Below are 16,062 nucleotides of genomic sequence, written 5' to 3'. Positions count from 1 at the left end.
CCATAGAAGTAACGGCACCGGACACGATTGACAATTTTCCCGCCCGTACGCAAGGATTTTGCGTGACCGTTCTACCGTTAGACGACATCGACCACCGGCTCTTGGAGCTCGTCCAGGTCGACGCGTCCCAGCCCCTGCACGAACTCGGCGATCGAGTCGGCCTCTCCCCCAGCGCCGTTCAGCGCCGCCTGACCCGCCTGCGCACCGGCGGCGTGATCACCGCGGAGGTCGCCGTGATCGACCCGCGGGCGGTGGGCATGGGATTGACCAGCGTGGTGCTCGTCGAGCTGGCCGAGGACAACGCCGAGCACTATCTCGCGTTCTGCGACCGCATGCTCGCCGAGCCCGCCGTGCAGCAGTGCTATTCCGTTGTCGGTCAATGGGATTACCTCGTGGTGCTGATCACCGAGGACCTCGCCGCCTATCGTCACCTGTCGAACGATCTCTTCGTCCGGGACAAGTCCGTGCACCGTTACGAGACGTTGCCGACCTACGAACGAATCAAAGTCCAACTCGCCGTACCGTTGTCGGGATCACGCCAAGAGACCAAAACGTAATGGGCTTCACAGGAACTGCACGGCAAACTGTTGCCGACGCCACGGGTTTCAGCGGTTTACTGGAGTAGTGCCGATCGGCACGCAGCAAGAACCCGCCCAAGGAGGTCAGGCCATGTGCTCGGCACCTGTCACCGATGGCCCTGACCCCGAGGTAGTGCGACTGACCGGCACCACTTGGGAATCGTTGAGCAGACGCGGTTCTCGCTCGCTCAATGCCGATGCCGCGGCCGCGGCCAGCGATCCGGTGACCGGACGGACCGCGTTCGTGGTCGCCGACGGCATCGGCGACCACCTGGCCGCCGCCCGGGCGGCGCGTACCGCGGCCGAGTTCGCCGCGCGCATCGGCGCGCGTGCCGGAGCGCACGCGGGAATCCTTGGCGCGCAAGCGGAATTGCTCCGCCAGTTTCCGCAGAGCGAGGCCGACAGCGTCCTCGTCGTCGCCGTGCTGCCCTCCGCGGGACAGCCCGACGGACCGGGCGATATCGCCTGGGTCGGCGATTGCCGTGCCTACCGCTGGAACGGCCGGGTGCTGCACCAGATCACCACCGACCACACCGTCGGCGAATTCTGGCGCACCCGCGGTTACGGCGCCGCGCCCCGTCTGGACCATGTCGTCATCACCTCCGCGCGCACGGTGCGGGCCGCCGACATCGGCACCGCCACCACCGGCTCCAGCACCGGCAGGCTGCTGCTGAGCACCGACGGCGTGCACAAGCGCCTCGACATCGCGACGATCAAAGCGGTACTCGCCGACGAGGCGTCGCCGGCGAACGCCGCCGACACGCTGGTGGACAGTGCCCTGCGCACCGGCGGAACCGACAATACGACCGCCCTCGTCGCGGACTGCCGCCCGTTGATCTGAATACCGCAGCGCGCCCTCTCACGTGCCTTTTCCTCGAAATAGGACGCCGATCAACTGCTATTTGCTGCAAATTCGCTCGAGTCATTCTTCGTTGATCACAGTTCGGTAACGTCGCCAACTTAGCGCACCTCACCAGGGCTAACCTTCGACCGTTACTGTTCTAATATCCCCATGCCGGGGTTGTTCCGGCCGCTCGATCATGCACTCGGAAATCAGTTGTACCGACTTTGCCCGGGAAAGTGGAGCGAGATGGCTCAGGAATTGCTGGTCGCGATCTGCGCCGCGGCGATCGCGGTGGGGGTGTTGGTTGTCGGGGATCGGGTTCGGCCGAAATCTTGGCGGCAGAACAGCGACGAGTCGTCCAGTCACCTCGCGCTCGACCTGGCCAAGACCATCTTCACCGCGGTCCTCGCGTTCGTCTTCGTGGCCTGCTGGAACCAGAACCAGAACGCGTACAACCACACGATCACCGAGTCCAAGGGCCTGGTCGACACCCACCTGGCCATCCACGCGATGCCGGGACCGGACCAGCAGCGGATCCACGACAAGGTGCTCGCCTACACCGACGAGGTGCTCACCACCGAGTGGCCGGTGATGGAACGCGAGAGCAGGCTCAGCGAGTCCACCGGCAAAACGCTCGACTCCCTCCGCGACGCGGTGGTGTCGGTGCGGTCGACGGATCCGATCGTGATCGAAGCCCGCTCGCGCGCGCTGGCCGGCATCGACCGGGTGACCCAGGCCCGCCACGACCGCGCCATCGACGCGTCCCGCACCGTCCCCCAATTCCTGTACATCGCCTTGTGTTTCGGGGCCGCGCTGGTGTTGCTCAACCCCGTGCTCACCGGAATGCAGGTGACCCGGCGCAGCCTCGCGATGACCGCGCTGCTCGGCATCGTGATCGGCTCGTCCCTGCTGGCCATCCACGACCTGGAGCGACCGTTCTCCGGAGTGCTCGGCATTCCGAAAGACGCCTTCACCTATGCCCAATCGCAATACGAGCAGGGTCCCCTCGGACCGGTCACCCACAACGAATGAAGCGCACCCGGAGGACGTTCGGTGGCGCTGCACCGAGAATCGCAAGGGGCGCACGCGGATTGATGGTCGCGAGCGCGTTCGTGCCGGCCGCCGTGCTGTTCGGCGGTCCGTGCACCGCCGACGACGTGCTACCGAGTCCGTCGCCTACCGCCGACGTCGCAACGGAAAGTGCGACGCCGCAGGAGAACTCGCAAGTCGACACGACGGCAATTCCGTTCGGACCTCCACTTTCGCCGGTCACCACGTACGGAACCGGCGGTGCGGCTGCGCCCGGTGCGCCGAGCGATGGCACCAGCACACCGGCCGAACCCGGCGGCCCATCCACGCCCGATGCTCCTTCCGGAAACACCGCCACGGAGGACACCACCGGCGCAAACACCGCCGCGTCGGGAGGCCCGGCAGCGCAGGATGTTCCCACGGGCAGTGCGGGCCACGAAGACATCGCGACCGGCAGCGCCGTCATCCCGGAGGCCTCGACGGGAAGCGCCGACGGCGGTCAACTGTCGCTGGAGCCACCGGCACTGCCCACCACGAACGCGATTCTCGACCTCGGTCCCGCCGCCGACGCGGACGCGGACGCTACCGGAAGTGCCACGCCGACAACAGGAGCCACCGCCAACCCCGCCGTCCTCGGCCTCGACAGCGGCAGCGTCGTCACCGCCTGCGCCGGAAGCGCGGTCACCGCGGGCGCCCTGCTGTTCCTCGGATCGGCCGCCGGCTCCGGTCTGATCGGGCCGGGAATGCTGGCCCCGCCCTGGTGGGCCTTCGTCGGCTCGGCCGGATCCGTGGTCATCCCACCGGGTTTCGGCTCCAGCGGGTCGGCCCTCGGCAGCGCCGCGGTCGGCAGCGCGGTCACCGGCAGCGCCGTGCTGACCTGCCTGCTCGCCCTCTCCACCGCCCCGACCCCGCCCCCACCGTCATTTCCGCTCCTGATCCCGTCCCCGGTGTTGAGCCCGCCGCTTTCCGGCTTCCGGCCGGTATCCGCACCCGTCGCCGCACCCGCGGAAGCCGAAACAGCAACCGCGTCAGAAGGATTCGGCGTAGCCGCGACCCCGCCCCTGGCGGACGACGCGACCGCCCCGGCCGCCGACCAGTTCGCCTTCAACACCCTCGAAATCGTCACCCTGCTCGTGGTGCTCGTCATCCTCACCCACCAGGGCACAACGGAGGTCACCAGGCGGCGCCCGCCACGACCGCTGGGCTAACCGATGGCCGGTTCGCGCGCGGCCGCGGCCATGGCGGCGCCGGTGAGCTCGACCGAGCGCACGCGATCGTCGATCTGCAGCGCGGAATGCGAGAGGATGAGCTCGTCGGCGGCGATGTCTGCGGCGAAATCGTCAAGGTAGGCAACGACTTCGGCGGGCGTGCCCGCGGCGGTGTACTGCGTCATCGAGGCGAGCTGACGCCCGTTCGGCGAGGCGAGGAACGCGTCGATCTCCGCGTCGCTGTAGTCGACGTCGGCGGCGCCGCGCTTGATGAACATCCGTGCCCGGTTACGCCAGGCGATCTTCTTCTGCTCCAGCGCGTCCTCGCGGTCTACCGCGGCGAACACGTTGAGCGCGGCCATCACGTACGGCTCGGCCAACTGCTCCGACGGCCGGAAGGTTTCGCGATAGACGGCGACCGCCTGATGCAGCGCGTCCGGGGCGAAGTGCGACGCGAACGCGTAGGGCAGGCCGAGCTGCGCGGCCAGCTGCGCACCGAACAACGAGGAACCCAGGATATACAGCGGCACAATGCCTTCCGCGCGCGGCACGGCCTGCACGCCGGAGATACGCGAATGCCCGCTCAGATACCCTTGCAGCTCCAGCACGTCCTGCGGGAACGAGTCGGCCGACGACGGGTTGCGGCGCAGCGCGAGCATCGTCTTCTGGTCGCTGCCCGGCGCCCGGCCCAGGCCGAGGTCGATCCGGCCGGGGAACAACGTCTCCAGCGTGCCGAACTGTTCGGCGATCACCAGCGGCGAGTGGTTGGGCAACATGATGCCGCCGGAGCCGAGCCGGATGGTGTCGGTGTGCGCCGCGACATGCCCGATGAGCACGCTGGTGGCGCTCGACGCGATGGACGGCATGTTGTGGTGCTCGGCATACCAAACACGTTGATAGCCACTACGTTCGGCGGCCCGCGCCAGGGCGACGCTGTTGTCGAAGCTGTCGCGCGCGGACTGACCGGGCGCGATCTGCGCCAGGTCGAGGATGGACAGTGCAGTCGACATAGGACATGCCTTTCGTAGGTCAGAGAACGCGGTGCAGTTGTTCGGTGAAGGCTCGGATGCGGGCGTCGTCGCGGCGGTAGTAGATCCACTGGCCGCGCCGGGTAGCGCACAGGAACCCGGCGCGTTGCAGGATCGCCAGGTGCGCCGAGATGGTCGAGGCCGACGTGCCGGCCTTCTGCTGGATGAGTCCGACGCACACCCCGAGCTCGGCCGTGTCGCCGCGCCCGGGAAAGTGCACCTCCGGCTCCTTGAGCCACTCCAGAACGCGCAAGCGGGTCTCGTTCGCCAACGCCTTGCACTCGTCGAGCACGCTCACCACCCTTCGGTATTTCGCTAATTAACGAACTTACGCCGCATCCGTCCGGGCGGCACCATGACCCTGCTCACGTGCGGCTAGCCGGCGCGACGCGGACGCCAGCCGGCCGGCGGGTCCTCGCCGACGCGCCCGTCCACGGCCTCTCGGAGCAGATCGGCGTGCCCGGTGTGGCGGCCGTACTCCTCGATCAGGTCGCAGACCAGGCGGCGCAGATTGAGCCGGCGCCCGTCGGGCCAGGCCAGGTGGACGAGCTGGTCGAGACCACCGTCGACGAGCGCGGCGTCCAGCCTCGCGCGCGAGCGGGCCACAGTGTCGTCCCAGATCGCGTAGAGCGCTTCCGGAGGGTCATCGGCGGCCGACTCGAAGTCCCAGTCGGGGTGCGCCCGCCAATCGACGGTGTCCCAGGGTGGGCCCACCGGGGTGCCGCTGAGTTTGCGGCCGAACATCTCGTCCTCGGCCCGCGCGAGGTGCTTGAGCAGCCCGCCGAGCGTCAGCGCGGAGGCGCCGATCCGCACCCGCAATCCGGCCGAGTCGAGGTCGTCGGCCTTCCATCGGAAGGTAGCTCGCAAACGCTCGAGCGCGCCGATCAACTGCTCGGCCTCGGTCCCGGCGACGGGCGGTTCCCACGGGGTATCGCTGGCGGTCATGCGGCCACGGTAGATCGCGGCACCTGGCTCCGGAAGGGACGCGCGACTCACTCGGCCGGGGACGCGGGACCGAGCACCTTGCCGTCGATATTCTTGCGCGGCACCCCTTCGATCTCGGTGCAGAGACCGAAAACCCTTGCCCGGCTGGTCCATCCGTTGATCCGGCCGTGATTGTTGCCGATTTGCACCCGCTCACCGGCGATCGCGGTCACCAGGTGCAGATAGGTGGTTCCGGAAACCCGGACCAGCACGATGTCGCCGACCTCGACCTTCGCCGCATCGACCGGCGCGATGGTCACCAGCTCACGGCTGCGGATCAACGGCACCATCGAGGAACCGACGGGCCGGATCCGCACCGTTGCCCCGCCCGCCACCCGCGCGGCAGCCGCGTCCAATGCGCCCATCCAGGTAGTGTCTCGTCAAATATTCTGCGCCGCAACCTATTTTGACCAATGCGCGGCCGTTACATGCCGATCGCATGGGGCAGGCGGCCGATTTTGGCGAAGAACATCACGGCGCTTTCCGTCGCCGGTTCCGACACTCGAGATCGATGAAAATAGCCTTTGGCGGCACGGTCGGCAACTATGAAAGAGCCTTTGGCGGCACGGTCGGCAACTATGCGAGTTATACCGGCGGGCGCATACGTAGCCCGAGCTCCTCGGTAGCCGTCGCGGGGTGGATTTCGGGGACACCGGAGGGTTTGCGGCGCGAACGGGGCAGGGGTTCGTCCTGTCCCGCGACGGCAACGGCGTTGCCGCCGCGACGCTTTGCCCGGTACATCGCCGAATCGGAGCCACGCAGCAGCCGATGGTAGGTGGCCATGTCGTACGGGCCGCCGGTACGCGAGTCGTCGAGGACCGCGATGCCGACGCTCGCGGTGATGGCCAGCGGCAGGCCGGGCATGGACTCGATCGCGAGGCGCAAGCGTTCACCGACGGCGGCGGCGTCCTCGCGCAGGCAGCCGACGATCACGAACTCCTCGCCTCCCGTGCGGGCGATGAGCGCGTCGGAGTCGACCGCTGCCCGGATCCGCTGCGCCGTCCGGATCAGCACCTCGTCGCCGAACGGATGGCCGAAGGTGTCGTTGACCGCCTTGAACCGGTCCATGTCCACCGTCGCCACGAACGCCGATTCGCGTCGGCAGTGCGCGATGTGCGCGGACAGCCTGGCGTCGAGGCCGCGGCGATTCAACAGCCCGGTCAGCGGATCGGACAGCGCGTCCGCGCGCAGCAGCCAGTGGCAGAACTGCACGAACGGCAGCATCACGCCGACCACCACCAGCATGACCAGGACGACCGCCAAGCCGAGTGCCAGATCCTCCCACTGGTGGTTCGGCGCGCCGCCCGCCAACTCGCCGTGGAACATCAGGAAGGCCAGCACCACACTCGTGAGCAGGGTCCAGCCCACGTGCAGCGCGAGAATGCGCGGGCCGTGGAATACCGTGACGTAGGCGCCCATCGCGGTCAGCAGCACCACGCCCAGAACTCCGACGACGCGATCGTGCACCAGCAAATCATTGGCAGTGGTGTCGATATCGAAGAGCACAATCCAGACGAGTGACTCGGTTTCACGCGGCCACGGCAGAAACCACCAGCGCAACGTCCACAGTCCGGCGACCGTCGCCTCCACCGCACCCTGCACCTGACCGACCCACCCCGCGACATCACCCTGCGCGATCGAGGCGAGCACCGCGATCATCAGCATGACCAGCCCACCGGCGCCGAGCATGAACTTGAACCGACCGAGCGCGCCATGCGATTCGAACGTCTCGACCAGCGCGCGGTAATCGACCGGGTCGCGCCACCAGGTTCGAAACATCGATCGGTCGTCGGTCAATGAATTACCGCCTTCGGTCGACTACGGTCCGGGCAATCGCCCGGGTCCCCCCTGGTCATCCAGCTTGGCGTGCAAATCGACAGTAAAACTCGTGTGTGCATCGCGCAATGTGAGATCGGCGCTATCCATTTCGAGCGGAAAAGCCTATCCTAACGGTCGTTTTACCCGGTCCGCGATCATTTCTTCCGTGCGCGGTAGGCCGCGACCGCATTCCGGTTTCCGCACGCCGTGCTGCAATAGCGGCGGGATCGGTTGCGGGACAGATCGAGCACGATCCCCGCGCACGCGTTGTCCGCGCAGATCGACAGCCTGCTCAGCTCGTCGGCGCGGATCAGATCGATCAGCGCCATCGCCGTCTCGACGGCGATCCGGACCGGGAACGGGGCGTCGGCCGGCACCGCGTGGATGTGGTAGTCGACCTTGCCGTGCCGGACGAGCTGGGGCACCGCGCGGTGCTTCGCCAGGGTCTCGTTCACCAGGCGGGTCGTCGTATCACGATCACTGGTCAGCATCCGGCGCAGCGGTGCGCGCAGAGCGCGGACCGCCGCCAGTTCGGCGGCGTCGCCGGCATGCACGCCGGTGTAGACGTGTTCGGCGAAAAACGCGTCCAGCTGGTCGATTTCGGTCAGCGTATCCGGCTCCTCGGCCGAATTCACCAGCTCCACCGCAGCCAGCAGCGACTCCTCGGTGTCATGAGCAAAAATCATGTTGACATATTACATACTCGCCCATAGCGTCATTACCCATGGCGACGATGACTCATGACATGACCGTTCAACGGCTCCGGTCCGGACTGATCCTGGCGGTGCTGTCGGCGTCGTCGTTCGGCCTGTCCGGTTCGCTGGCCCGCGGCTTGATGAACGGCGGCTGGAGTGCGGCCTCGGTCGTCGCGGTCCGGGTGCTGGTCGCCGCGGCCGTGCTCATGCCCATCGCGGTGCGGCAGCTACACGGTGACTGGCAGTTGTTGCGCCGCAACGCGTCTCTGATCGTCGCGTACGGGCTCGTCGCCGTCGCCGGTACCCAGCTCGCCTATTTCAACGCGGTCGCGCACATGGCCGTCGGCGTGGCGCTGCTCATCGAATACACCGCACCGATCGCGGTCGTCACCTGGCTCTGGTTGCGACACCGCCAGCGCCCCGGCGCCGCGACGGTCGCCGGCGCGGTGCTCGGCATCACCGGTTTGTTCCTGGTCATCGACCTGCGCTCCGGCATGAGCACCAGCTGGATCGGCCTCGCCTGGGCGCTCGCCGCCATGATCGGCGCGGCCGGCTACTTCGTGCTCTCCGCGCAGGGCGACGGCACGCTGCCGGGCACCGTTCTGGCCGCGGGCGGACTGCTCATCGGCGGACTCGGCCTGCTCGCCGCGGGCGCGGTCGGCATCGTCCCCCTGCATGCCACCACCAACCCGGTCGTCTTCCAGCACTTCACCCTGTCCTGGTGGCCGCCGGTCCTGGTGCTCGGCGTGGTGACGGCGGCCCTCGCCTACGTCTCCGGCATCGCCGCCACCCGCCTGCTCGGCTCCCGCCTGGCCTCCTTCGTCGCACTCTTCGAAGTCCTGGCCGCCCTGCTCTTCGCCTGGGCCCTACTCGGCGAAGCGCCCCACCCCATCCAACTACTCGGCGGCACACTGATCCTCGCCGGCGTCATCGTCGTCCGCCGCGGCGAGATCGACACCAGCGCCGCTCCCACTACCGAGTCCGGTGCGAGCGAAACACCGGTACCCGAGTTCGGCGCCGAGCGGTGAAAGTTCGACCGTAGTGCGGAACGCGGAACAGCCCACGCTCCGCGCCGGCCTCCCGAACGATGTGCCGCCGCGGTCGCGAGGGTCGGCCGCTTATCCCCGAAGATCTATGACGATCACCCGGTCGTCCCGCACGTCCAGAAGATCTGCAGCAGCGGGCAGCACTGCCGTCGCCGGAAGATAGTCGCGGTCGAGCTCGCACGTGATTCGAGTGCCGGGGCTCCCCGTCGACACGTGTTCGCGAGGCGACTCGGTGGGCGTTGTTCCCGCAAACTCCAGCAGCCATTGCCGATCCGTGGTTCGGATCTCGATCGAGGTTCGTGCGCTGACCGCGAGCAGCGCGCCGAGTGCCCATCGGCTCAGTGGCAAGCCATTCGCGTCGAGCTTGCCCATCTCGTTGACCAGGTTGTCCGTGATGGTGAACCGGTGGTCCGACTCGATGACCACCTCGACGGCCACATCGGCCGGCACGGTCTGTCGATTCGGTTCCCGCAGCGTATCCCGCACTGCCGCATCGACAACGGCACCGGCGAGCCTGGGGTCCTCACGGTGGCACCCGAAGAACATCTGCGGCCGGGCTCGAACAGTCTCCTCGAACGAACGCACGACAATTTTCGCTGTCGAGTAGTAGCCCTCCGGCTGCGATCCCACAAACCGCATTCTTTCAGGTCAACTCAGCTTGCTCAGCGCGATTTCGCCCAGCAGGGCTGCGACCGGTTTCGATCTCCTCGATCCTGCGTCGACCACGTCGAACACCAGGCGACAGAACCAGTTGCGCATGCGACGCGGCCTTAACACAGCACACTGTCGGTACCCGTGATCGCCACCGGCCCTGCCTGCTGGACATCTCGGAAGTCACACCGACTCGCGAGATACGCACCGGCATCAAGGCCTTCTTTTTGTGTAGTGCATGAAGGACAGGCGCATATATAGATGCGCATATCTAGGTAAGACAGTGCTTCGGTCCTCACTGCTCGAGGGCGCAATTCTCAGCACAGCGGTCCTGCCCGCTGTTCTTCCCAGGAGCCGCACTGACTATCGAGCTACCCACCGGCTTGAGGGTCCTATTCTCGGTGCGGCTCCCGAGAGGTAGTGCAGATCTTGGACGGACCGGGTCGGCGGGTGGGTCTCCGGGGTGCATCGCTTCGCCGCACACTTCCTGATTTCCCGCATACCTAATTGCATGCGATTCGGTGTGCGGGAAATCGAGAGGTGTGCGGCAACGTCGATTTGTGTTTGGCTGGGGCGGCGGGTCGGCCGGAACCCGTTGGCCCGCAGGGGTTTGCGTTGCAGGCGTGCGCGCGTTCGGATCACGGATTCGGTTGCGGTGGGCGGGGCAGTCCGCCACAGAACTCGGCCCTCCACCACTCACGCCGGCCGAACATCCCGTCCAGACGACTCCCCCGTGCCCCGGCCAGGCTCCCCCTTCCGCGCGCGCCGGCCACGCGCGACCTCGGTGGCCAGCGCGTCCAGCGGTTGAGCGAACTGCGCCATCGGGTCGATCAGGTGGGCCAGCCAGGACTGTGCCGCCGCCACGCCTTCGGCGTCCAGAAGGTAGAACCGCCGCGTCCCTTCCGCACGGACGCGCACCAACCCGGCCTCCCGGAGCACCTTGAGGTGCTGGGAGACCCCGGGCTGCGAGATTCGCGTATACCGTTGCACCGCAGCGACAACCGTGCCTGCGGCTTGTTCGCCGTTGGCGACCAGCTCGAGGATGTACCGGCGCACCGGATCGGCGAGCGCCTCGAAAATCTTCTCCGCCGAACCCGCCATCAGGACTCTGGATCGCCCTCGGGCTGGACCGTGTAGAACGTGATCGTCCGCTGGGCGGACTCGTGCGCCGCAGTCGGATCGTCGCCGTCGGCGATGGCCGCATCCGCCCAGCCCCGCGCCGCCACCTCGACGAACACCCGTCCTTCCGGCGTCGTCGGAAAGGCCATCCCCGCGGCCGGGTCCACCGCTTCGCCGGTCGCGACGTGCAGGCCGAGCGCCATCAGCGCGAGATCCCAGCCGACCCCGACGGCGCCGGGACCGTACTGGTCCCAGAACTCGGGCACGATGTGCGCCTCGTGGGCCAATTCCAGCACGGTGTTCTCGTCGTCGGCGGTCAGCGTGACCGTCACCCAGGACATCTGCGGACCCATCTCCCAGGTGATGGCGAACCGCTGCGGCTCATCGCACTCCTGCACGACGCCACCCGCGTTGCCCTCGGTCTGAAACCTTCCGCCGACCTTCAATTCGCCGCTGACCGGCAGGAACCAGCGCGGTATCCGCTCGGCATCGGTCAGCGCGTCCCACAGGTCGGCCTGATCGGTGGCGTACGTACGGCGCGCGATCACGATCCGGGTCGGCGCGCCGTCGCGCGATCCGGTGCGAACCTCACGAACGACAAGCCCGGCGATAGCCGCAGGGTCGGTGAGCAGTGGCATAGCGACCTCCTTCTATAAGTTTTTACTTATACTATCTGATGTCACGCGGTCGCGCACTCGACCCCCGCTGTGATCGATCACAGCTACCAGCGCTCCACACCCTCCTGTTCTCACAAATCGGCTGGTAAAGGCCGCAAACGGCAACTCCACCATTACTGTGAACCTGCTACATAGCTAATGCTGACAAAGGAGTTGTCATGGCTGTCGACAGTCCGATCCGGCCGAATCTGACGATCTCCGGGAAACCGATGTCCACTCCGTTGCGTGACGTTCGTGCGCTGTCCCGGCAAATGGTCGGACACTTCGTCGAGAATGTGGTGCCGTGCGCGACGCTGCCCGGCGAGGCGATCTACGGCGATGTCACCACCATCACCCGGGTCTGCCTCGAGCTGGCCGCCAGCATGCTGGACGGGCAGAACATTCCGGCGAAGGTCGAACAGCTGGAGGAGGCCGCGGCCGGCTGGGCCCGCGAGGGTGTGCCGATCGACGCGATCCACAACGCCATTCACGCCGGCTTCCAGATGGGCATGGACCTCGTCGTCGCGAACCTGACGGTCAAGGACCTCGACAACTTCGTCGACGGCTCCAAGCTGAACATCGAGATCCTGCACACGCTGACCTCGGCCATCTCCCGCGCCTACTTCCGCGAACTGCGCGCCGCGGTCAGCGAGCACCACACCGCGGTCCACACGCTCACCTCCGCACTGCTCGGCGGGCGGCCGACGTCGACCATGGCCCGCGAGTGCGGCATCGCCATCGCCGAGTCGTATGCCGTTCTGGCCGTGTCGATTCCACGCCATCGCGACGAACGCAACCCCGCCCTCGACACGCAGGTCGTCGCGCGCCGCAAGCTGCGCCGCACCCAGGCCGAACTGGCCACCCGCTGCGGCGGCAACGCCCTGTCCCTGCTCAGCATCGACGGCGGCACCATCCTCCTGCCCGCCGACCAGCACCCCGACGAGCAACTCGACGCGCTCATCGAGGGCCTGTCCCAGGCCGCGCAGGTCGGTATCACTGCCACCCTGGTGGAGGCCACCCCCGAACAGATCCCCGGGGCCGTGGATCAGGCCCACGAACTCCTCGACATGGTGCACCGCCTGCATTGCGTCACCGGCCTCTATCGATTCGACGAACTCGCCCTCGAATACCAGCTCACCCGACCCGGGCCCGGCCGCGAATACCTCGGCGCCGTCCTCACTCCGCTGGACGAGCACACCGAACTACTCGAGACCCTGCAGATGCACATCAGCAACAACCTCAACCGCCAGCGCACCGCCCGCGCGCTGCACGTGCACACCAACACCGTCGACTACCGGCTCAAGCGCATCGGCCAGCTCACCGGCTTCGACCCATCGCAGCCCTCGGGGCTGTGGTACTTGCGGTCGGCCCTGATCGCCCGCTCGTACCACCCCAACGACCGCCAACCGGGCCGACCAACTCAGTCCGACGGCTCCTGATCATCGTCGGCATCCAGCTCCGCCGCCACCTCCCGGGTCGCCATCCCACCCTCGCGCCCCTGATCGGTCGGCCCGGGCCGGCCGCCCTTCGGCTCGTCGTCGTCCTTCGCACCTGACATGGCAGTTCCTTCCGTCGTCGCGTCGCAATACCCACCGCGACCTCGGTCAACCAGGCGACAACGAGTCACCACGTGATCGGCGTCGTCAGGCCGCCGCCGGGACCTCTTCCTCGTCCCGTTCCGGTTCCGGCTCGGGTGCGGTCAACGGCGCGGACGGCCCGTCGAAGAGTTCCTGGTCGAGGATGCCTTCGCGCTTGGCCACCAGCACCGGAACCACCATCTGCCCGGCGACGTTCGTCGCGGTGCGGATCATGTCGAGGATCGGGTCGATGGCCAGCAGCAGTCCGGCGCCGGCCAGCGGGAGGCCGAGGGTGGACAGCGTGAGGGTGAGCATGACGATCGCGCCGGTGAGCCCGGCGGTCGCGGCGGACCCGACCACGGAGACGAACGCGATCAGCAGGTAGTCGCGCAGGTCGAGCTGGGTGCCGGTGATCTGGGCGACGAAGATGGCGGCCAGGGCCGGGTAGACGGCGGCGCACCCGTCCATCTTGGTGGTCGCACCGAACGGGACCGCGAACGACGCGTATTCGCGTGGCACACCGAGCCGTTCGATGACCATCCGCTGGGTCAGCGGCATGGTGCCGATCGAAGACCGAGACACGAAGGCCAATTCGACCGCGGGCCACGCCTTCGCGTAGAACCGGACCGGGTTCACGCCGCCGACGACGCGCAACAGGATCGGGTACACGACGACCAGCACGATGAGGCAGCCAAGGTAGACCGCGATGGTGAAGGTGGCCAAGGGCCGCAACAGATTCCAGCCGTAGCTGGCGATCGCCTTGCCGATCAGTCCGGCGGTGCCGATCGGCGCGAGCCGGATCACCCACCACAGCGCCTTCTGCACCAGCTCCAGCACCGATTCAGCCAGCGTCAGAAAGGGTTTCGCCCGCTCACCGAGTTTGAGCGCGGCGACGCCGAGCACCGCGCCGAGGAACACCAGTTGCAGCACATTGCCATTGGTGAACGCGCCGACGACGTTCGTCGGGATGATGCCGGTGAGGAAGTCGGTCCAGCCGCCCTTCGAGTCCGGCGTCTTCGCGCCGACCAGGGTCAGCTCCACGCCGCGCCCCGGATTGGTGACCAGGCCGAGGACGATCCCGACCGCCACCGCGATCAGCGCGGTCCCCAGGAACCACAGCAGGGTGCGCCCGGCCAACCGGGCGGCATTGGTGACGTGCCGGAGTCCGGCGACGCTGACCAGCACGGCGGTGAACACCAACGGCGGCACCGCCAGCTTCAGCAGCTGCACGAAGATGCCGCCGACCTGGGTCAGGGTGCTGGTGAGCCAGGCGGAGCCGGTGGCGCGAGCAAGGAAGCCCGCCGCGATACCGACCACCAAACCGAGCAGGATCTGTACGCCGAACGACCAGCGCGCCGGATTCAGGGCACGGCTGCGCGAACTAGGTGAAGACAAGAGAACCATCCAAGACAATCAGGGGATCTGGTGAGCTGAGCGCGCGTCAGCGACACAGCTGTGCGGCCAGCCGGCCGAGATCCACATGCAACCTGGCGACCAGGTGCACGACTGTCATAGCGAGATTCATAGCGTGCTCAACCGTAAGCGATTCGTCCGATCAATTTCCCTCGGGGTCGATCGATCGCGGTATGACCTGCGTCACAACCTTTTCCGATCAGGGCTGTTCGTGCACAGATCGGGCTTCCCCAGTCGAGATCGGCTCGCCAGTTGCGACTCCCCTGGCCGCACACCGGATCTCGGCTCGAACACGTGGTGTCAATCGACGAGAAGTGGGCATTACGGCCGTCGAGAGATGAGGAACAACCATGAGTATCTTCCGGAACACCAACAGATATCGACGACGCGATCGAGTCGGCACCGTGCGCGGCCGGTCCGGCTGGGGCCGCCGGGCCAGCGACTACCGCAGGCGGCGGTCGGCCACCTCGGGCGGGGTGGAAACCGCCGCACGATTCGGTTTCGTCGCGCGCGGCATCGCCTACATCACCATCGGCATCATCGGTTTCATGCTGGCCATCGGCACCGCCGAGCATGAACCGGACGGCGGCGGCGCGCTGGCCGCCATCGCGGCCAAACCCCTTGGCTACCTACTGCTCTGGATCCTGCTGTTCGGCTTCGCCGCACTGGTGGTCTGGCGAGTCACCCAGATCGCCGGCGCGCGAAGGACGTACTCGGGCGGGCATCGCTTCTACGCGATCGTCTCCGGAATCGTCTACGCCCTGGCCTTTTTGGGCACCTTCCGGTATCTGGTGCACGGCCGGACACCCACGCCGAGCGACGCCATCGCCCGCGATCTGACCGCCCGCATCCTGAGCTGGGACGGCGGTCAGGTGGTCGTGCTGCTGATCGGCCTCGCCATCATCGCCTTCGGCATCTGGCAGACCATCCTCGGCCTCAGCCTCCAGTTCGTCGATGACCTGCGCATGGGCTGGATGACCCACGGCGCGCGCGAGGCCGTGATCTGGCTCGGCCGCATCGGCTACCTCGCCCGCGGCGCGATCGTCATTGCCATCGGCATCGCCGCGGTGGTCGCGGGCCTCAACTACGACCCCGCGGAGGCCAAGGGTATCGATGCTGTCCTGCGCGACTTCGTCGGAAAACCGTTCGGCCCATGGCTGCTCATCCTGATCTCTCTCGGCCTCATGGCCTTCGGAGTCCTGTCCTTCCTCGAGGCCAAGCACCGCAGAACCTACGGCGGCGTCCCGGTCTGACCCCGGCGCCGCCACGAACACCACGACGACCCCGGCCACAGCGCCGGGGTCGTCGTCGAGTGGCCGGCTTTCCCCAGTTGCCGGTTTTCGCACGTCACGCATTGGGGGACAAACGTTTTCGGGTCTTGACCGGGACGGAATCGTAGGGTGGTGGCGCCTTCGG

The 16,062-nt window shown here is 67.3% G+C and carries 18 protein-coding genes; 7 read left to right on the top strand and 11 right to left on the bottom strand.

Annotated features, from left to right (window positions below; all coding sequences use genetic code 11):
• Nucleotides 1–62 precede the first annotated feature (62 nt).
• The 4 genes from ACFQ9K_RS18725 to ACFQ9K_RS18710 all read left to right on the top strand — a co-directional run bounded on the left by ACFQ9K_RS18725 (nucleotide 63) and on the right by ACFQ9K_RS18710 (nucleotide 3,659).
• Nucleotides 63–557, top strand: a complete 495-nt coding sequence (locus ACFQ9K_RS18725; protein ID WP_378716734.1) for an Lrp/AsnC family transcriptional regulator — start codon at nucleotides 63–65, stop codon at nucleotides 555–557.
• A 112-nt stretch (nucleotides 558–669) separates the two neighbouring features.
• Nucleotides 670–1,419, top strand: a complete 750-nt coding sequence (locus ACFQ9K_RS18720) for a PP2C family protein-serine/threonine phosphatase (protein WP_378716736.1) — start codon at nucleotides 670–672, stop codon at nucleotides 1,417–1,419.
• A 249-nt stretch (nucleotides 1,420–1,668) separates the two neighbouring features.
• Nucleotides 1,669–2,454, top strand: coding sequence for a hypothetical protein (locus ACFQ9K_RS18715; RefSeq protein WP_378716738.1), 786 nt, complete (start codon nucleotides 1,669–1,671; stop codon nucleotides 2,452–2,454).
• 62 nt (nucleotides 2,455–2,516) lie between these two features.
• Entirely contained in the window at nucleotides 2,517–3,659 is a 1,143-nt protein-coding gene (locus ACFQ9K_RS18710; protein WP_378716740.1) for a hypothetical protein, read from the top strand.
• Here ACFQ9K_RS18710 and ACFQ9K_RS18705 read toward each other — a convergent pair.
• The 6 genes from ACFQ9K_RS18705 to ACFQ9K_RS18680 form a co-directional block, all read right to left on the bottom strand.
• Nucleotides 3,656–4,669, bottom strand: coding sequence for an LLM class flavin-dependent oxidoreductase (locus ACFQ9K_RS18705; RefSeq protein ID WP_378716742.1), 1,014 nt, complete (start codon nucleotides 4,667–4,669; stop codon nucleotides 3,656–3,658). The genes ACFQ9K_RS18710 and ACFQ9K_RS18705 overlap by 4 nt on opposite strands.
• Before the next feature lie 19 nt (nucleotides 4,670–4,688).
• Nucleotides 4,689–4,985: an ArsR/SmtB family transcription factor gene (locus tag ACFQ9K_RS18700; protein WP_378716743.1), complete on the bottom strand. Its 297-nt coding sequence runs from the start codon at nucleotides 4,983–4,985 to the stop codon at nucleotides 4,689–4,691.
• A 77-nt stretch (nucleotides 4,986–5,062) separates the two neighbouring features.
• Complete coding sequence (locus tag ACFQ9K_RS18695; RefSeq protein ID WP_378716744.1) at nucleotides 5,063–5,632, bottom strand: DUF664 domain-containing protein; 570 nt, start codon at nucleotides 5,630–5,632, stop codon at nucleotides 5,063–5,065.
• A 47-nt stretch (nucleotides 5,633–5,679) separates the two neighbouring features.
• Entirely contained in the window at nucleotides 5,680–6,036 is a 357-nt protein-coding gene (locus tag ACFQ9K_RS18690) for a S26 family signal peptidase (RefSeq protein ID WP_378716746.1), read from the bottom strand.
• 220 nt (nucleotides 6,037–6,256) lie between these two features.
• Nucleotides 6,257–7,468: a diguanylate cyclase domain-containing protein gene (locus tag ACFQ9K_RS18685; RefSeq protein WP_378983393.1), complete on the bottom strand. Its 1,212-nt coding sequence runs from the start codon at nucleotides 7,466–7,468 to the stop codon at nucleotides 6,257–6,259.
• A 176-nt stretch (nucleotides 7,469–7,644) separates the two neighbouring features.
• Complete coding sequence (locus ACFQ9K_RS18680) at nucleotides 7,645–8,175, bottom strand: CGNR zinc finger domain-containing protein (protein WP_378716748.1); 531 nt, start codon at nucleotides 8,173–8,175, stop codon at nucleotides 7,645–7,647.
• Between the two features lie 59 nt (nucleotides 8,176–8,234).
• On the opposite strand from ACFQ9K_RS18680, the gene ACFQ9K_RS18675 reads away from it, so the two are divergent.
• Complete coding sequence (locus tag ACFQ9K_RS18675; RefSeq protein WP_378716750.1) at nucleotides 8,235–9,212, top strand: DMT family transporter; 978 nt, start codon at nucleotides 8,235–8,237, stop codon at nucleotides 9,210–9,212.
• Nucleotides 9,213–9,302: 90 nt separating this feature from the next.
• On the opposite strand, the gene ACFQ9K_RS18670 is transcribed toward ACFQ9K_RS18675, so the two are convergent.
• The 3 genes from ACFQ9K_RS18670 to ACFQ9K_RS18660 all read right to left on the bottom strand — a co-directional run bounded on the left by ACFQ9K_RS18670 (nucleotide 9,303) and on the right by ACFQ9K_RS18660 (nucleotide 11,638).
• Entirely contained in the window at nucleotides 9,303–9,860 is a 558-nt protein-coding gene (locus tag ACFQ9K_RS18670) for a hypothetical protein (RefSeq protein WP_378716752.1), read from the bottom strand.
• Nucleotides 9,861–10,577: 717 nt separating this feature from the next.
• Entirely contained in the window at nucleotides 10,578–10,982 is a 405-nt protein-coding gene (locus ACFQ9K_RS18665; protein ID WP_378716754.1) for an ArsR/SmtB family transcription factor, read from the bottom strand.
• The gene (locus tag ACFQ9K_RS18660; RefSeq protein WP_378716755.1) at nucleotides 10,982–11,638 is read right to left on the bottom strand and encodes an SRPBCC family protein; all 657 of its coding nucleotides are present in this window, start codon (nucleotides 11,636–11,638) and stop codon (nucleotides 10,982–10,984) included. Before ACFQ9K_RS18660 ends, ACFQ9K_RS18665 begins: the two co-directional genes overlap by 1 nt.
• A 197-nt stretch (nucleotides 11,639–11,835) precedes the next feature.
• Here ACFQ9K_RS18660 and ACFQ9K_RS18655 point away from each other — a divergent pair, with 197 nt between their 5' ends.
• The gene (locus ACFQ9K_RS18655) at nucleotides 11,836–13,095 is read left to right on the top strand and encodes a PucR family transcriptional regulator (protein ID WP_378716756.1); all 1,260 of its coding nucleotides are present in this window, start codon (nucleotides 11,836–11,838) and stop codon (nucleotides 13,093–13,095) included.
• On the opposite strand, the gene ACFQ9K_RS18650 is transcribed toward ACFQ9K_RS18655, so the two are convergent.
• Both ACFQ9K_RS18650 and ACFQ9K_RS18645 read right to left on the bottom strand, forming a co-directional pair.
• Complete coding sequence (locus ACFQ9K_RS18650) at nucleotides 13,077–13,214, bottom strand: hypothetical protein (protein WP_378716758.1); 138 nt, start codon at nucleotides 13,212–13,214, stop codon at nucleotides 13,077–13,079. The genes ACFQ9K_RS18655 and ACFQ9K_RS18650 overlap by 19 nt on opposite strands.
• An 85-nt stretch (nucleotides 13,215–13,299) precedes the next feature.
• Nucleotides 13,300–14,637, bottom strand: coding sequence for a dicarboxylate/amino acid:cation symporter (locus ACFQ9K_RS18645; protein ID WP_378716759.1), 1,338 nt, complete (start codon nucleotides 14,635–14,637; stop codon nucleotides 13,300–13,302).
• A 359-nt stretch (nucleotides 14,638–14,996) separates the two neighbouring features.
• On the opposite strand from ACFQ9K_RS18645, the gene ACFQ9K_RS18640 reads away from it, so the two are divergent.
• On the top strand, nucleotides 14,997–15,899 hold the full coding sequence (locus ACFQ9K_RS18640) for a DUF1206 domain-containing protein (RefSeq protein WP_378716761.1): 903 nt from the start codon (nucleotides 14,997–14,999) through the stop codon (nucleotides 15,897–15,899).
• Nucleotides 15,900–16,062 lie beyond the last annotated feature (163 nt).

This window comes from Nocardia sp. NPDC056564, from assembly GCF_042793755.1.
In the GTDB taxonomy this organism is placed as follows: Bacteria; Actinomycetota; Actinomycetes; order Mycobacteriales; family Mycobacteriaceae; genus Nocardia.
The sequence above is the reverse complement of the archived record's forward strand: the minus strand, read 5'-3'. Positions and strand labels throughout refer to the sequence as shown.

Bases quoted from the DNA above. Each gene is read 5' to 3' on its own strand.
- ACFQ9K_RS18720 (WP_378716736.1), top strand. From the start codon at position 670: ATGTGCTCGGCACCTGTCACCGATGGCCCTGACCCCGAGGTAGTGCGA.
- ACFQ9K_RS18715 (WP_378716738.1), top strand. From the start codon at position 1,669: ATGGCTCAGGAATTGCTGGTCGCGATCTGCGCCGCGGCGATCGCGGTG.
- ACFQ9K_RS18710 (WP_378716740.1), top strand. From the start codon at position 2,517: ATGGTCGCGAGCGCGTTCGTGCCGGCCGCCGTGCTGTTCGGCGGTCCG.
- ACFQ9K_RS18705 (WP_378716742.1), bottom strand. From the start codon at position 4,669: ATGTCGACTGCACTGTCCATCCTCGACCTGGCGCAGATCGCGCCCGGT.
- ACFQ9K_RS18695 (WP_378716744.1), bottom strand. From the start codon at position 5,632: ATGACCGCCAGCGATACCCCGTGGGAACCGCCCGTCGCCGGGACCGAG.
- ACFQ9K_RS18690 (WP_378716746.1), bottom strand. From the start codon at position 6,036: ATGGGCGCATTGGACGCGGCTGCCGCGCGGGTGGCGGGCGGGGCAACG.
- ACFQ9K_RS18680 (WP_378716748.1), bottom strand. From the start codon at position 8,175: ATGATTTTTGCTCATGACACCGAGGAGTCGCTGCTGGCTGCGGTGGAG.
- ACFQ9K_RS18675 (WP_378716750.1), top strand. From the start codon at position 8,235: ATGACCGTTCAACGGCTCCGGTCCGGACTGATCCTGGCGGTGCTGTCG.
- ACFQ9K_RS18665 (WP_378716754.1), bottom strand. From the start codon at position 10,982: ATGGCGGGTTCGGCGGAGAAGATTTTCGAGGCGCTCGCCGATCCGGTG.
- ACFQ9K_RS18660 (WP_378716755.1), bottom strand. From the start codon at position 11,638: ATGCCACTGCTCACCGACCCTGCGGCTATCGCCGGGCTTGTCGTTCGT.
- ACFQ9K_RS18655 (WP_378716756.1), top strand. From the start codon at position 11,836: ATGGCTGTCGACAGTCCGATCCGGCCGAATCTGACGATCTCCGGGAAA.
- ACFQ9K_RS18650 (WP_378716758.1), bottom strand. From the start codon at position 13,214: ATGTCAGGTGCGAAGGACGACGACGAGCCGAAGGGCGGCCGGCCCGGG.
- ACFQ9K_RS18645 (WP_378716759.1), bottom strand. From the start codon at position 14,637: ATGGTTCTCTTGTCTTCACCTAGTTCGCGCAGCCGTGCCCTGAATCCG.
- ACFQ9K_RS18640 (WP_378716761.1), top strand. From the start codon at position 14,997: ATGAGTATCTTCCGGAACACCAACAGATATCGACGACGCGATCGAGTC.